Origin of the sequence: Microtetraspora fusca (assembly GCF_001570365.1) — a bacterium.
Lineage (GTDB): Bacteria > Actinomycetota > Actinomycetes > Streptosporangiales > Streptosporangiaceae > Microtetraspora > Microtetraspora fusca.
This window is the reverse complement of sequence record NZ_BBYK01000043.1, coordinates 132,483-147,032: the sequence shown is the minus strand read 5'-3', so window position 1 is coordinate 147,032 and position 14,550 is coordinate 132,483. Positions and strand designations below refer to the sequence as shown.

Below are 14,550 nucleotides of genomic sequence, written 5' to 3'. Positions count from 1 at the left end.
ATGGGGAGGGGACGGGGCCTTCTCCGGAAAGCCGTTTTTCCGGTTGACCGGACCGCGAAGAGCGGGCCGGGGGGACGTGGATGGGGATGCCGTGTAGCGGATCTCACGGCCCCCCGCATACGACCGGAGCGTCAGGTGATGTCGAATACCACGTCGACCCAGTAGTTGGTGGACTGGTAGGTGTTCGTGGGGAACGCGTTGGCGGCGCTGTAGGTGTAGACGCCGTTTCCGCCCTGGTCGCCGTCCTGGAAGGCGATCAGCGACCCGTTGCTGTATTGGGAGGTGAAGTAGGGGCGCGTCACCGAGTAGCTTCCGGACGGCGTGAAGTACGAGGCGACGTAAGGAGTGTTCGCGGTGATGGGGACGGGGGTGGGGAAGTTCGCCTGTTGCCAGCCGGAGGCGGTCTCGTTGGTGAAGGTCGCGGTGGCGAGTCGCTGGCCGTCGATGGTCCACAGAGTCGCCGTGTGAATGCCGGTGTTGAGCGGCCCCTTGTAGAACCGGATGCCCCTGATCGTGCCGGCGACGACGGCCTTGAACTTCACGCCCAGCACCACAGCCTGCGGATCGGCCTGCGTCGCGACCGCCGGGGTCGTGGAGTTGCTCCATAAGCCGGCCGACGAGACGAATACGACGTCGACCCAGTAGTTGGTGGACTGGAAGGTGTTCGTGGGGAACGTGTTGGTGGCGCTGTAGGCGTAGACGCCGTTCCCGCCCTGGTCGCCGTCGGCCAGTGCGATCAGCGGGTCATTGTTGCGGGCGGATGTGAAGTAGGAGCGGGTTACCGAATAGTCTCCGGAAGTCGTGTGGTAGGAGGCGACGTAGGCGGTGTTCGGGGTGATGGGGACGGGGGTGGGGAAGTTCACCTGTTGCCAGCCGGACCCGGTCTCGTTGCTGGAGGTCGCGGTGGCGAGTTGCCGGCCGTCGATGGTCCACAGGCTCGCGGTGTGAGTGCCGGTGTTGTTCGCTCCCTTGTAGAAGCGGATGCCGGTGACCGTTCCGGCCGTGGTGGCCTTGAACTTCACCCCGAGCACCACGGCCTGCGGATCATTGGTCGACGACACGGCAGGGGTTGCCACGCTGTCCCAGAGCGAGGCGGTCACCACCTGTGTGATCGGCGCCGACTTGCTGGGGGCGAAGTGGATGATCGCCTCGTTGTCGGGCGTGTTCCCGCCCAGATAGACGGCTGTGATCGAGTGCTGTCCCGCGGGGAGCGACGACGTGGTGTAGGTGACCGACCCGACGCTCTGGTCAAAGACGATCGCGAGCACGGTCGTGCCGTCCTTGAAGGCCACCTGGCCCGCGGGAACGACGGAGCCGCTGACCGCGCTGACGGTGGCGGTGAACGTCACCGGCTGCCCCTGCGCCGAGGGGTTCTGCGAGACGGTGAGCGTCGTGGTGGTCGGCGGGTTGTTCGGTACGGCGACGAGGGTGGGCGGCAGGTCGTTGTTCGTGCCCTGGATCTGGACGTCCGCGCTCAGGGCGAGGATCCGGCCGGAGATCGACGCGCCGAAGCCGAGCGCCGCGGTGCCCTGCGTGAGGACGTTGCCACGGAACGTGCAGTATTGGCCGAAGTTCGTGTTGCCGGTGAACTCCCAGAACACGTTGTTCTCCTGGGCGCCGTTGACCAGGTTGATGTTGCTGGTGTTCGCGGCGGCCAGTGTGCTGCCCCGGAAGATGAAGACCGCGTCCGGGTCGCTCTGCGCATCGAGCGTCAGGGTGCCCGTGATCGTGAAGTTGCCGCTCGACGTGGTGTAGAGCCCCGGGGTCTGGGTCGTGCCGCCGAGCTCCGCGTTCACGTTCGCGGCCCCGCTCCGCCCGGCGATGTCGTTGTAGGCGGCCGTGGCATCCGACCTGGCGTTCGCGGAGCTCGTGTCGTTGATGTGGATGGTGCCGGTGACGGTGCCCGGCGGGAATCCGGAGACCGATCCACCGGGGCTGACCCCGAGGTCTCCCGTGAGGCTGGTCTGGTTGACGTTCCTGACGAGGGTGGTGCCGAGGACGGCGTAGGTCGACGCGGAGCCGAGGGTCACCGGTGCCTGGACGGCCCCGGCCGCACCGGGCAGGATGACGATCGCGCCGAGCGCGAGGACCGCGGCGATCGCGGCCGCGAGCAGCGGGCGGCGGCCGCGGACGGCGCGCAGGAAGCGCGTTCTCGCGTGCGCGCGCTGTGCGGGCTCCGCCGCATCGGGGGGCGGGGGAGGGGCGTCGCGATGAGATGCGGACATACGAGTCAACTTCAATCTTTGCCATGCCGGCTCTTGCGGCCGGGCGCCGATGGCTGCAGAGATATGAAAATGCGGCATTTGCCGTTTTTGGCCACCGATGTTCGGTGGGGAAGCTCCTCCGTGCGCCGCCCGCGCGGCTTCGGGAGAAAAGCGGCGGGTCGCGGTTGACTCCGACATTACCTCCGGAAATTCCTGATCGCCAGAGGGTATGGTCATGATTAACTTCGCGTCGGGAATTACGAATTTTCCTGATATTTCGTAATTTGGGGTATCGCAATATGATCCGAGCGCGATTCATGACCTTGTAAACGGAATGATCACGGCAAGAACGTGATCGTGCAAGGGGGTTTCGGCGGCGGGTCCCGGGAAGCGCTGTGCGACTTCGCCATCGGGAGATGAAGCCGGCCGGGGGACGGCGGCGGAGCGGAAGCCTGGCCTCGGTGCGGGACGAGCCCGGTTCGGCGATGGGGGAGAAGTCCTGACGCGCCGCTCAATCACGCACGCGACGACGGTGAAAGTTCGAGGCTGTCCTCGGGAAGATCGAAACAGCCTCACGGAAAATCAAGGGGAAGCGCCCGAGCCGCGGCCCCGGGCGCTTCCCAAGGAGTGAGCCCTTCCCCTGGTCACTCCTCGGTTGTCAGAGGTTTCACATCACCTGAGCTTCATTACGCGTCGTGATGATCGGAACACTCAGTACCAGTTGTGGGACTGGAAGTGTCCCCATGCCCCGCACGGTGAGCCGTACCGGGTCCTGATGTATTTCAGCCCCCATCTGATCTGGGTCAGCGGATTGAACTGCCAGTCGAGGCCGGTCCCGCTCATCTTGTTGCCGGGCAACGCCTGCGGGATCCCGTACGCGCCGGAGTAGGGGTTCTCCGCCCGGTGGTTCCAGCCGCTCTCCCTCGTCCACAGGCTGTCCAGGCACTGGAACTGGGTGCCCGGCCATGACCGCCGAGCCACGAGCCGGAAGGCGTACGCCTTGTTGAGGATCGCCGGCGCCGTCACGCTCACCTTGGGCTTGACGGCCTGGGCGCTGGTCCTCCAGACGGCGGTGTGAACTGTCGTTATGCCGCTCACGGAGGCGGCGTCCGCCTGGCGTTCGGCCGCCTCTGCGGATCCCGTCAGCGCGGGTTCGGCGGCGGTGCTCCCCGCCGCGGATTTCCCCGCGGTCGCCTCCGCGGACGTCTCCGCGGAGGCCTTAACCGTGGCGGCGGCGGTCCGTCCGGTCTGCTGGGCTTGCTCGGCGCTGGCGGCGGTGCCGCTTCCCACGCCTCCGACCACCGAGACCGCGATCATCGCGACCGCAGTGTTCCGTACCAGAACTCTGTTGCTGACTCTGTTGCTGTCCAATTCGGTCCTTGTCGTCGGGTCGCGTGCGGAACGCGGGGCGCACGTGGGCGCCCCGTCCGGCGGTCCATCACCCATGGCGTGGGCACGGCCGTCCGCTCGGCCTCACCGGATCCAACGTGCACTCCCGGGCAGGCGCCGCGACGGGCTCTTCAGCCGGATTGAAGTAGCCGCCGCGGCCCGACTCGGTGAACTGCGACACGCTGGAGGAAGTTGTTTGCCGCTCGCCCGCCGACTTCTGGAGCTCCTGAGAGAACTCGCTGGACATGCGGTCGCGGGAGCGGGGACGGCGGTTCCGTAAGTTTGATCGTGGCTTGGGGTTTGCCGCTCGCACCCGCTCTGACCAGCGCATCCGCCACCCGCTCGACGGTGGCGTGACCGGGCCGCGGTGGAACTTTTACCCGCCTCCGTCGCGTCTCGCCGAACGGTGTTCTAGGTAAAGTCGGCGCCATGAGCATTCTCGAGATCCCGGTGCGGACCCTGGACGGGACGCAGACCACCCTCGGCGGCCTCCTCGGCGGCCGGGCGGCCCTGGTCGTCAACGTGGCGTCGAAGTGCGGGCTGACCCCGCAGTACGCCGGCCTGGTGCGCCTCCAGGAGACCTACGGCGGGCGCGGCTTCACGGTCGTGGGCGTGCCCTGCAACCAGTTCATGGGCCAGGAGCCCGGCTCGGCGGAGGAGATCCAGGAATTCTGCTCCACCACGTATGGCGTGGATTTCCCGCTGCTGGAGAAGATAGAGGTCAACGGCGACGGCAGGCACCCGCTGTACGCGTCGCTGACCCAGACGCCCGACGCGGAGGGCGCCGCGGGCGACATCCAGTGGAACTTCGAGAAGTTCCTGGTGGACGGCGCGGGCGAGGTGGTCGAGCGGTTCCGGCCGCGTACGGAGCCCGAGGCGCCCGAGGTCGTCGCGGCGATCGAGAAGACCGTCTCCGCCTGACACCCTCCGCCTGACATCGGCGGCGCCCGGCCCGCCGGGGGCGCACCTCTGGGTTACCCGTGTGCCTCCGGCGGGCGGCTCCCGACGCCCTCCACGGGCCGTCGCCGTAGGGCCCGGAGAAACGCGTCCATGATTTCCTCGCCGGAGTGTCGATCCGGCCAGACGCCGCTCGTATGAGAGGTAGAAGGCCGGGCGGGGACCGGCTTGGCCGACAGGATCGGTCGTACATCCGAGGAGGACAGTCAAATGGTGCAGTACCTGCTGAACGTGTACCAGCCGGACGCAGAGTTGCCGGCGCCCGAACTCGCGCGGGTGATGGAGAGGGTCACCGCCTGGGACAAGGAGGTCAAGAACGCCGGCGCGTGGGTCTTCACCGGCGGACTGCACCACGCGAGCACGGCCACCGTGGTGCGGGCGAAGGACGGCGACGCCCTGCTCACCGACGGGCCGTTCGTGGAGGGCAAGGAGCACATCGGCGGGTTCACCGTGATCCGCGCGACGGACCTGGACGCCGCGGTGGAGTGGGCCCGCAAGCTGTCCGAGGCGGCCGGACTACCGATCGAGGTCCGGCCGATGCAGACCGTGGACTGACCCATCCGATGGAGCCCGTTTCCATCGCCGAGATCGAGCGGGTCTTCCGCGCCGAGTACGGCCGCGCGGTGGCCGTTCTGGTCCGGGCCCTCGGCGACATCGATGTCGCCGAGGAGGCCGTGCAGGAGGCGTTCACCGCGGCGGCCGACCGGTGGCCGCGCGACGGCCTGCCGCCCAGCCCGGCCGGATGGATCATCACCACCGCGCGTAATCGGGCGATCGACCGCATGCGCCGGGAGTCCACCCGTGCCGAACGGCAGGCGCAGGCGGTCGCCCTGCTCACACCGGACGGTCCACCGCAGGAGAGCCCCGTGCGCGACGAACGGCTCCGGCTGATCTTCACCTGCTGCCACCCGGCGCTGGCCGTGGACGCGCGGGTCGCGCTCACCCTGCGCCTGCTGGGCGGGCTGACCACCGCGGAGATCGCCCACGCGTTCCTGGTTCCCGAGCCGACCCTGGCACAGCGGCTCGTACGCGCCAAGAACAAGATCAAGAGTGCCGGGATCCCCTACCGGGTGCCTCAGGGCGCGGACCTGCCGGAACGGCTGAAGTCGGTGCTCGCGGTCATTTACCTGATCTTCAATGAGGGCTACACGGCCAGCTCGGGTGAACGGCTGTCGCGTGCCCACCTGTGCGAGGAGGCCATCCGGCTCGGCCGCGGGCTGGTCGAGCTGATGCCGGACGAGCCGGAGGCGCAGGGCCTGCTCGCGCTCATGCTGCTGACCGAGTCCCGCCGCGCGGCCCGTACGAACGACGACGGCGACCTGGTGCCGCTCGCCGACCAGGATCGCGCCCGGTGGGACCGGGCCCTGATCGCCGAGGGTCAGGCACTGGTACGGCGGTGCCTGCGCCGCGGCCGGCCGGGGCCGTACCAGATCCAGGCGGCGATCAACGCGGTGCACAGCGACGCCGCCGAGCCGGCCGACACCGATTGGGGACAGATCCGGCAGTTGTACGACCAACTACTCGCGTACACCCCGACGCCGGTCGTCGCGCTGAACCGTGCCGTCGCGGTGGCCGAAGCGGACGGCCCGGCCACCGGCCTCGCCCTGGTCGACGATCTGGACGACTCCGGGCTGGAGCGGTTCCACCTCTATCACGCCATCCGCGCCGACCTGTTGCGCCGCCTCAGCCGGTGCGCGGAGGCGGTGGCCGCGTACGAGGCGGCGATCGCCCGCACGGACAGCGAGCCCCAACGCGCGTTCCTTCAGCGGCGACGGGCATTGACCGACCGGTGCCTCGGCGACCCCGTGGCCGGCCCGGAGGGAGGCGAGCGGTGACGGAGAGTCGCCGCGATGCGGGCGGCCGACGGCGGACATCGGTGAGGGCACTGGGCGGCGACGCCGTGGCGGGACGGCCCTGACACGCCGCCCCGGCGGAGACGGCGGCCCCCGATGGTTCCCGCGCCGTGATTCGAACCAGCCAGGGCCCGCTATGTCAGGGTCGGCCCGCACGGAGGAACCGCAGCAGCCGGTCGAGCGGCCAGGTGTTGATCACCTGATCGGGGGTGAGCCAGCCGCGCTGCGCGGTGGCCACGCCGTACCGCATGTTGGCCAGGTGGGGCACGGCGTGCGCGTCGCTGTCGACGGCGAAGAGGACGCCCTTGCCCGACGCCCGCCGGACCAGGTCGGCGGGGAGATCGAGACGCTCGGGGAAGGCGTCGATCTCCAGCGCCGTGCCGGTGCGGGCGCAGGCGATGAACACCGTGTCCCAGTCGGCGTCCACCGGCTCCCGCCTGCCGATCACGCGGGCGGTCGGATGGCCGATGATCTTGACGTGCGGGTTCTCGCAGGCCCGCAGCAACCGCCGGGTCGTGTCCTCGCGCGACTGGGTGAAGTAGGAGTGCAAGGAGGCCACACACAGGTCGAATCCGGCCAGGAACTCCGGCGGCCAGTCGACCTTCCCCTCCGGGTCGATGTTGAGCTCGGTGCCGTGCAGCAGCCGCATCCCGCCGTACGCGCCGTCCAGCTTCCGCACCTGCTCGCGCTGGGCCAGGGCCTTCTCGTCGGTCATCCGCTGCATGTAGAGCTCGGGCGCGTGATCGGTGATCGCGAAATAGGCGTATCCGCGCTCCGCCGCCGCGGCGACCATCTCCTCCAGTGGCGCCAGCCCGTCGGTCAGGTTCGTGTGCGTGTGCAGGTCGCCGCAGAGATCCGTCTCGGTCACGATCCGCGGAAGCTCACCGCGCAGCGCCGCCTCGATCTCGCCGCTGTCCTCGCGCAGCGTCGGCGGGATCCACGGCAGCCCGAGCATGCCGTACACGTCCGCCTCGTCGGTGGACGCGATCTTCTCCCCGGTCGTGACGTCGAACAGGCCGTACTCGGACAGCTTGAGCTTCTTGTGGACGGCGATCTCCCGCGTCCGGATGTTGTGCGGCTTCGATCCGGTGAAGTACTGCAGGGCCGCGCCCCAGGAGTCGGCGGGCACGACCCGCAGGTCCACCTGGAGGCCGGCGACGGTGCGGACCGAGGTCTTGGTGTCTCCGTGCGCGATCACCTCGCCGGTGGTGGGGAGCCGGGTGAACGCGTCCATGAGCGCCGCGGGCTCGCGCGAGGTGGCGAGGACGTCGATGTCACCGATGGTGTCCTTCATCCGGCGCAGCGACCCCGCGTACACGCATCGTTCGCATCCCGGCACCCGGCTCAGCGCCGCGACGATCTCCTCCGCGAGGCTCATCCCGACGCCGAGATCCACCCGTTCGCCCGCCTTGTGCATCAGTTCGATGCCGTGCAGGAGGTTCTCCTCCGTCTTGGCGCCGAACCCGTGCAGATCGTGCAGCATGCCTGCCCTGATCGCCCCCTCCAGGGACTCGATCGAGTCGATGCCCAGCTCGTGGTAGAGCATCATGGCCTTCTTCGGGCCGAGCGAGGGAATCACCGTGAGCCTGCGGACGCCCGCCGGGATCTTGCTACGCAGCTCCTCGAGCTGGTGGATCGCCCCGGTACGCAGGAACTCCTCGATCTTCGCCGCGATCGACGTGCCCACGTTGGGGATCCCGCGCAGCTCACCGGCGTCCATCTTGGAGATGTCGCGGGCGTAGCCGCCGACCGATCGGGCCGCCTTCTCGTACACCCTCACCTTGTAGGCGTCGCCGCCCGTGATGGCGATGAGGTCCGCGTACTCCTGCAGCAGGTTCGCGACCTGGTCATTCGAACGTTCCACGGCTGACACCCCCGCCGGGGTTCGACATGGCTTTTCTCCAGAATCGGCCGCCGAGAGCGGGGGCAGATAGGGCTGAAGGTCCCGTATGGGACGGCGTCCCGGAGCAGTGGGCGCATCCCGAAAAGCGGGGCGACTCGCCGCTGAGCTGGCTGTCTCGTGACCAGCCAGAGGCCATGGCCGATCCACGGCGGCCGACGGCCCCTACCGGCGCGGCCTCCTGGGACCGCAGCTCGCCCGGACGACCAGCTCGGACGGCAGCACGACCTCGCGTGGCCGGCGCCCCTGGCGGAGGACCAGCTCGGCCGAGCGGTACCCGATGTCCTGGGCCGGCTGCGCGATGACCGTGAGCGGGGGAGAGCACAGCTCGGCCCAGGGCACGTCGTCGAACATGATCAGCGAGACGTCGCGCGGCACGCGCACGTCCAGCTCCCTGGCGGCCAGCACCGCCGCCTCGCCCAGGATGTTGCCTCCGGCCAGTACGGCGGTGACGTCGGGGTGGCGCTGCAGCAGGCCCGCCGCGGCGGCGTAGGCCGAGTCGCGGCTCGCCCGCGCGTGGACGACGAGATCATCCTCCACCGGCACGCCGAGCGCCGCGAGCGCGCCGGTGAAGGCCGCCACCCGCTGGGACTGGCCGCGCCGGGCCAGGAACGCGATCTTCCGGTGGCCGAGGCCGGTCAGGTACTCCATGGCGGTGCGCACTCCGTCGCGGTCGTCGGCGAGCACGGCCGGCACGTCCGGTACGTCGGGGTCGGCCCGCCGGCCCGCGAAGACGACGTTCACCCCGGCCCGGAGCACGGGGTCCCACACGTCGCCGTCGCCGGACGGCACCGCGATCACGCGGTCCATGCTCTGCTCGATGAGCGTGCCGATCAACTCGCTCTCCCGCTCCGGGTCGTCGCCGGTGACGCCCACCGTGACCGGCTCGCCGTACGAGCGGGCGCAGGACAGCACGCCGTCGGCGAGGCGGGCGTAGAAGCTGTCGGTGATATCGGGAACGAGCAGGCCGACGCCACCCGTGCGGCGCCGGCGCAGGTTCCGGCCGAGCGCGCTCGGGTGGTAGTCGAGCCGCGCCGCCGCGGCCAGGACCCTCTCCCGTGCCCCGGCGCTCGCCGACCCGCCCGACAGCACCCGCGAGACGGTCGCGACGCCCACACCGGCCGCCTCCGCCACGTCCTTGATCGTCGTACGCCGCTGTCCCGAGCTCTCCATGGAAACGATTCCAGCATATTTCCATGATTATCGCGAGTCTCGGAACGATAACGAGCCCCGCGTGACAAGCAGATTGGGTTGACAGGTCCCGATCTGTCCGGTGTGATTCCTGAAAACGTATCCACTTCCTGCGGTCATCCCCAGGAGAAAGCCCAGCCCGCATCGGGGGGGACCCGCGACTGCAGGACGGGGCGGAATCGTCAGGAAGCGACGAAGGACTGAGATGGCTTCTATCGTTCTGAACGGCGTGGACAAGATCTACGCGGGTGGCGTCAAGGCTGTGAACGGCCTCAACCTGGAGATCAGGGACGGCGAGTTCATGGTGCTGGTCGGACCCTCCGGCTGTGGCAAGTCCACCGCCCTGCGCATGATCGCGGGCCTGGAGGACATCAGCGGCGGCGAGATCGTCATCGGTGACCGCGTGGTCAACCACCTGCCGCCCAAGGACCGCGACATCGCGATGGTCTTCCAGAACTACGCGCTCTACCCCCACATGACGGTCGAGGAGAACCTCGCCTTCGGCCTCAAGCTCCGCAAGATGCCCAAGGCCGAGATCTCCAAGCGCGTCAACGAGGCCGCCAAGATGCTGGGCCTGGAGCAGTACCTCAAGCGCAAGCCGGCCGCGCTCTCCGGCGGTCAGCGCCAGCGTGTCGCCATGGGCCGCGCCATCGTCCGCGAGCCGCAGGCCTTCCTGATGGACGAGCCGCTGTCCAACCTGGACGCCAAGCTCCGCGTCTCGATGCGCGCCTCGCTGAACCAGCTCCACGAGCGTCTCGGCGTCACCACCGTCTACGTCACCCACGACCAGGTCGAGGCCATGACGCTGGGCCACCGGGTCTGCGTCCTGCGCGACGGCCTGCTCCAGCAGGTCGACACCCCGCAGAACCTGTTCGACAACCCGGTCAACCTGTTCGTCGCCGGCTTCATGGGCTCGCCGTCGATGAACTTCGCCTACGCCGAGCTGGTCCGGGACGGCAGCGGCGCGGCCGTCGCGTTCGCCGGGTACAAGCTCCCGGTCCCGGACTCCACCTTCACCGAGAAGCCGGGCCTGGACGGCTACCTCGGCAAGAAGATCATCCTCGGCATCCGCCCGTCCGACTTCGAGGACGCGAGCGCCGCGAACGGCAACGCCGCCGGCTGGGCTCGCATCCCGGTCCGCGCCAACGTGACCGAGGAGCTGGGCTCGGAGATCAACGTGCTGTTCACGATCGACGCCCCGCCGGTCGAGCACAAGGACACCGTGGCCGCCCAGCACGACGGTGACGAGGAGGAGGCGGCGGCCCTGCCGCTCGCCGGCGACAAGTCGCTGTGGACCGCCCGCGTCAACGCCCGCAGCCACGTCCGCCCGGGCCAGAACGTCGAGCTGGTCGTCGACACCCACAACCTGCACTTCTTCGACGTCGACTCCGGCCTCGCCATCGGGCACGAGGCCAACGTCGGCCGCTGAGCCGTACGGCTCGCCTTCCCGGGGCCCTCGCCGCCTTCCCCTCTTGCGGCGAGGGCCCTTCGGCGTCTCCGGGCGCCCGGCTCACCAGGGCTGGTCGATCGGCACCCGGGGCGCCAGCCAGGGGAACACGACGTACCAGAGCAGGCCGGCGGCGATCCCGACGAGCGCCAGGAAGAGGAACAGCCGCACCGGCACGCCGCCGGGCAGCCGCCGCCAGAGGGATCCGTACATGTCAGGGACGCTCCTATGGTCACGCGGTGGGGTCAGGCTCGGCGCTTCTCGCGGTCGGCGAGCAGGCCGTGCACGATGAGCCGCTCGGCCGCGGAGTACTTCGGGTTGCACGTGGTCAGGGTGATCAGCGCTCGGGTGGGCCGTTCGGCGGGATGTCCCGGCACCGGCGCGACCACGTCGAGCCGGGTGGGGAGGACGACCTCCTTCTCGGTGACCCGGTAGGTGTACCGGGCCTCGCGGGTGTCCACCACGATCTCGTCGCCGCGATTCAGCTCGCCGATGCGATTGAACGGCGCCAGATACGTCGTCCGGTGGCCGGAGACCACGAAGTTCCCGATCTCGCCGGGCATCGCGGTGCCCGGATAGTGGCCGGGCCCCTCGCGCAGGTGCTCGGCGTCCACGCCCTCGACCACGGCGTACTTGTAGTCGGCGCCGAGCCGGGGGATCCGGATCAGCGCGACGGCGCCGCCGAGCTTGATCGCGCCGAGGGTCCGTTTCCCCTTGTGTTCGTGGACGCTCCGCTGGATCTCCTGCTCGAACTGCCGCTGCAGGACCCGTTGGTGCTCCTCCGTGTAGGAGCCGGTGCCCCAGAGCAGGTACGCGCAGAACATCAGCAGCACGACCCCGGCGGTGATGCCGAGTTCGCTGACGAATCGGATGGCGGCCCTCACGGCGCTGTCGGTTTCCGCTGATCACGCACGCGTCGAGTATCGCCGGGCGGGAGCGCCGAGAGGTGGCTCCGGCGGGGCGTTGGCTGATTCTTTAGCGACGCCGCCGCGTCGGTGACATGTCGCTTTCCGGGCATTTTGCGGCATTAATCCCCGGAGAAACCGCCGTGCATCGCGATAGGCCATGCGATAACCGACCTGTAGCTATAAAGCCCGCGAAAATGGACGAGGAGACCCGCCGGTAAAGGGGGTAGGGCGGGTTCTCCACGCGCCGACCGGTTCCGTGCCACCGCGAGAAGATGATCGTCAACAATTCGAGAACGCTCGGTGATCGCTGGGTAAGAACCCCGCGCCCGCCGGAGTGCTTCTCCGGCGGGCGCATATAAAGCTTACGTGGCGAGCCTGTCCCGGTATTCCGGGGGAAATCGCCCATCGCGTGACCTCTTATCCTCAGGGAGTCCTGAATGGCGCGAAAAAATGCAATACCTATTCTGTTGTCGATGATGGCCGCCGGGGCGCTGTCGTTCGGACCCATGGGGGTGGCGAGCGCAGAAGCCGCCCTGCCGGTGCCGAACGGCGTCGTGCTCGGGCAGCCGTACCCGCCGCTACCCAACCTGCACGCGAACGTGCACCAGACCATCCACCAGCAGCAGGCGCAGAGCCACCGGCAGCATGGCCGACAGCACCAGCGCAACCGGCAGAACAACCGGAACAGCAGCTGGTCGAGCAGCAGCGGCAACTGCAGCCCCAGCTGCGGGGGCTGCAGCGGTTGCCAGGCCAAGGGCGAACTGCCGATGACCGGCGCGCCCGTGGCGGCCCTGGCCACCGCGGGCGGGGGACTGCTGGCGGCCGCCGCGGCCGGGCTCGTCCTCACCGCGAGGCGTCGCCGATCCGCCCATGCGGGTCGTTAACCGTCGCCGGATCGCCGTCTTCGGCCTGACCCTTCCAGCCGCCGGCCTCGTGTTGGCCGGCGGCTGGTCGGCGTATCTCGGGCTGAGCGCGCGGGATCACCTGGAGGCCGCGAAGACCGCGCTGCTGCTGGCGCGCGACACTGACGACCCTCGGCAGATGGCCGGACCACTGGCGGACGCGCGGCGGCACGCGGCCGAGGCCCGGCAACTGACCAGCGGCCGCGACTGGTGGCTCATCGCGCACGCCCCCTTCGTGGGCGACGCGGCGGCCACCGTCGGCGGGCTGGCCGAGGCCGTCGCCGAGATCAGCGACGTGCTCGGCGGGGTCTACCAGGAGGCCGCGCCGTTCATGGCGGCGAAATCCCTGTCGGTGCACGACACGCGGCAGGTCCTCGACCGGCTCGCCGCCGCGTCCCCGACGCTGGACGACGGCGTCGCCCGGGTCGCCTGGGCGCGGGACCGCCTCGCCGCCACGCCGGCCGACACCGGGGTGGGCCAGTTGGACCAGGCCAGGGAAACGGTGCTGGAGGAGGCCGACCGGCTGCGCGACCGGCTCCGCTCAGCGGCGGACGCCGCCGCGCTGCTGCCGCCGATGCTGGGCCACGACGGCCCCCGCCGCTATTTCCTCGCATTCCAGACCAACGCGGAGTCGCGCGCGACCGGCGGGCTGATCGGCGCGTACGGCATCCTCAGCGCCGACCGGGGCAAGGTCGGCGTCACGCGCCTGTCCGCGGACAACGGGCTGGAGAGCCCCAAGCCGGTCATCGACCACGGGGCCGCGTACCGCGCACGCTACGGGCCGAGCGCGACCTCGATGCTGTCCGTCTCCAACCTCTCGCCGCACTTCCCGTACGCCGCGGCGACCTGGACGCGGCTCTGGGAGCGGCGGTTCGGCCAGCGGTTGGACGGCGCCATCGCCACCGATCCGATCGGCCTCTCCTACCTCCTGGAGCTGATCGGGCCCGTCACCCTGCCGGACGGCGAGGCGGTGACCGCGGGCAACGTCGTCGATCTGACCGAGCGGACGGCCTACGAGCGCTACCCGGACCGGGGGGACCGCAAGAAGTTCCTCATCACGGTCGCCGGCGCCGTCAGCGAACAGATCGGCAAAGCGCTCGCCGATCCCCAGCGGCTCCTGCCGGTCCTGTCCCGGCTCGTGGACGAGCGGAGGATCCAGGTCTGGAGCAGTGACGCCGCCGTGGAGCGACGGCTGGCCGCCACGCCGCTGGGCGGCGTGCTTCCGGGCCGGCCGGGTCCCTTCGCCGGGCTGGTGGTCAACAACTCGGCCGGAAGCAAGCTCGACTACTACCTCCAGCGGTCCGTCACCTACGACCTGGGCGCGTGCCAGGCCGACGGGACGCGCGCCACGACGGTGCGCGTCCGGCTGGACAACGACGTGCCGCGCGGGGCGTTGCCGGATTACGTCACCGCCCGGCTCGACTCGCCGCAGCAACGTCACGCCCCGGGCTCCAACCTGCTCTGGGTGTCGCTGTACGCCAGCCCGGGCGCGAGGCTGAGCGGGGTGCGGTTGGACGGCCGGAAGAGCGGCGTCATCGTCGAGGCGGAACGATCCCATCCGGTCTACTCCACCTTGCTGGAGTTCGCCCCCCGGCAGGCGCGGACGCTGGAGTTCAAGCTGGTGGAACCCGTCTCCGCCACGCCGCCGGCGGTTCCCGCGCAGCCGCTCGTCCAGCCCCAGCGCACCAGGATCACGGAGAACGACCAGGGGTGCCCGGCGCCGTCGTCGTGACGGGTGGCGATGCCGGAAAGGGTAAACCCCGGCGTGCCATGGAGAGCCGCCCGGCGACGACGATCTA

Annotated in this window: 12 protein-coding genes; 6 read left to right on the top strand and 6 right to left on the bottom strand. The window is 69.7% G+C overall.

The window, feature by feature from the left end:
- Positions 1-131: 131 nt before the first annotated feature.
- Together AWQ68_RS11635 and AWQ68_RS44850 are read right to left on the bottom strand one after the other, a co-directional pair.
- Positions 132-2,225 carry a DUF4082 domain-containing protein gene (locus AWQ68_RS11635; RefSeq protein WP_066938998.1) on the bottom strand — a complete coding sequence of 698 codons (2,094 nt, stop codon included), beginning with the start codon at positions 2,223-2,225 and terminating at the stop codon, positions 132-134.
- 690 nt (positions 2,226-2,915) lie between these two features.
- Positions 2,916-3,575: an aggregation-promoting factor C-terminal-like domain-containing protein gene (locus AWQ68_RS44850; protein ID WP_245655867.1), complete on the bottom strand. Its 660-nt coding sequence runs from the start codon at positions 3,573-3,575 to the stop codon at positions 2,916-2,918.
- Positions 3,576-4,022: 447 nt separating this feature from the next.
- Between AWQ68_RS44850 and AWQ68_RS11625 the strand changes: the two genes are divergently transcribed.
- From AWQ68_RS11625 to AWQ68_RS11615, 3 genes are all read left to right on the top strand, one after another.
- Entirely contained in the window at positions 4,023-4,514 is a 492-nt protein-coding gene (locus AWQ68_RS11625; protein WP_066938995.1) for a glutathione peroxidase, read from the top strand.
- A gap of 246 nt (positions 4,515-4,760) precedes the next feature.
- Entirely contained in the window at positions 4,761-5,105 is a 345-nt protein-coding gene (locus tag AWQ68_RS11620; protein WP_066938992.1) for a YciI family protein, read from the top strand.
- Positions 5,106-5,113: 8 nt separating this feature from the next.
- A complete protein-coding gene (locus AWQ68_RS11615; protein ID WP_066938988.1) occupies positions 5,114-6,385 on the top strand; it encodes an RNA polymerase sigma factor in 1,272 nt (423 codons plus the stop codon).
- Between the two features lie 157 nt (positions 6,386-6,542).
- Here AWQ68_RS11615 and polX read toward each other — a convergent pair whose 3' ends face one another.
- Both polX and AWQ68_RS11605 read right to left on the bottom strand, forming a co-directional pair.
- The gene (polX, locus tag AWQ68_RS11610) at positions 6,543-8,267 is read right to left on the bottom strand and encodes a DNA polymerase/3'-5' exonuclease PolX (protein ID WP_066939475.1); all 1,725 of its coding nucleotides are present in this window, start codon (positions 8,265-8,267) and stop codon (positions 6,543-6,545) included.
- Positions 8,268-8,468: 201 nt separating this feature from the next.
- Positions 8,469-9,476 carry a LacI family DNA-binding transcriptional regulator gene (locus AWQ68_RS11605; RefSeq protein ID WP_066938985.1) on the bottom strand — a complete coding sequence of 336 codons (1,008 nt, stop codon included), beginning with the start codon at positions 9,474-9,476 and terminating at the stop codon, positions 8,469-8,471.
- A 223-nt stretch (positions 9,477-9,699) separates the two neighbouring features.
- On the opposite strand from AWQ68_RS11605, the gene AWQ68_RS11600 reads away from it, so the two are divergent.
- On the top strand, positions 9,700-10,923 hold the full coding sequence (locus AWQ68_RS11600; RefSeq protein WP_066938982.1) for an ABC transporter ATP-binding protein: 1,224 nt from the start codon (positions 9,700-9,702) through the stop codon (positions 10,921-10,923).
- A gap of 81 nt (positions 10,924-11,004) precedes the next feature.
- Here AWQ68_RS11600 and AWQ68_RS43515 read toward each other — a convergent pair whose 3' ends face one another.
- Together AWQ68_RS43515 and AWQ68_RS11595 are read right to left on the bottom strand one after the other, a co-directional pair.
- A complete protein-coding gene (locus AWQ68_RS43515) occupies positions 11,005-11,154 on the bottom strand; it encodes a hypothetical protein (protein ID WP_169808899.1) in 150 nt (49 codons plus the stop codon).
- A gap of 32 nt (positions 11,155-11,186) precedes the next feature.
- Entirely contained in the window at positions 11,187-11,825 is a 639-nt protein-coding gene (locus AWQ68_RS11595; RefSeq protein WP_157545166.1) for a class E sortase, read from the bottom strand.
- 461 nt (positions 11,826-12,286) lie between these two features.
- Here AWQ68_RS11595 and AWQ68_RS11590 point away from each other — a divergent pair, with 461 nt between their 5' ends.
- A complete protein-coding gene (locus AWQ68_RS11590; RefSeq protein ID WP_157545163.1) occupies positions 12,287-12,733 on the top strand; it encodes an LPXTG cell wall anchor domain-containing protein in 447 nt (148 codons plus the stop codon).
- Positions 12,720-14,483 (top strand): DUF4012 domain-containing protein, encoded by a 1,764-nt coding sequence (locus AWQ68_RS11585; protein ID WP_066938976.1) that lies wholly within the window; start codon positions 12,720-12,722, stop codon positions 14,481-14,483. Before AWQ68_RS11590 ends, AWQ68_RS11585 begins: the two co-directional genes overlap by 14 nt.
- Positions 14,484-14,550 lie beyond the last annotated feature (67 nt).

Coding starts and splice junctions, on each gene's coding strand:
- AWQ68_RS11605 (WP_066938985.1), bottom strand. CDS start 9,476: ATGGAGAGCTCGGGACAGCGGCGTACGACGATCAAGGACGTGGCGGAG.
- AWQ68_RS11600 (WP_066938982.1), top strand. CDS start 9,700: ATGGCTTCTATCGTTCTGAACGGCGTGGACAAGATCTACGCGGGTGGC.
- AWQ68_RS11635 (WP_066938998.1), bottom strand. CDS start 2,225: ATGTCCGCATCTCATCGCGACGCCCCTCCCCCGCCCCCCGATGCGGCG.
- AWQ68_RS11585 (WP_066938976.1), top strand. CDS start 12,720: ATGCGGGTCGTTAACCGTCGCCGGATCGCCGTCTTCGGCCTGACCCTT.
- AWQ68_RS11625 (WP_066938995.1), top strand. CDS start 4,023: ATGAGCATTCTCGAGATCCCGGTGCGGACCCTGGACGGGACGCAGACC.
- AWQ68_RS43515 (WP_169808899.1), bottom strand. CDS start 11,154: ATGTACGGATCCCTCTGGCGGCGGCTGCCCGGCGGCGTGCCGGTGCGG.
- AWQ68_RS11615 (WP_066938988.1), top strand. CDS start 5,114: ATGGAGCCCGTTTCCATCGCCGAGATCGAGCGGGTCTTCCGCGCCGAG.
- AWQ68_RS11590 (WP_157545163.1), top strand. CDS start 12,287: ATGGCGCGAAAAAATGCAATACCTATTCTGTTGTCGATGATGGCCGCC.
- AWQ68_RS11620 (WP_066938992.1), top strand. CDS start 4,761: ATGGTGCAGTACCTGCTGAACGTGTACCAGCCGGACGCAGAGTTGCCG.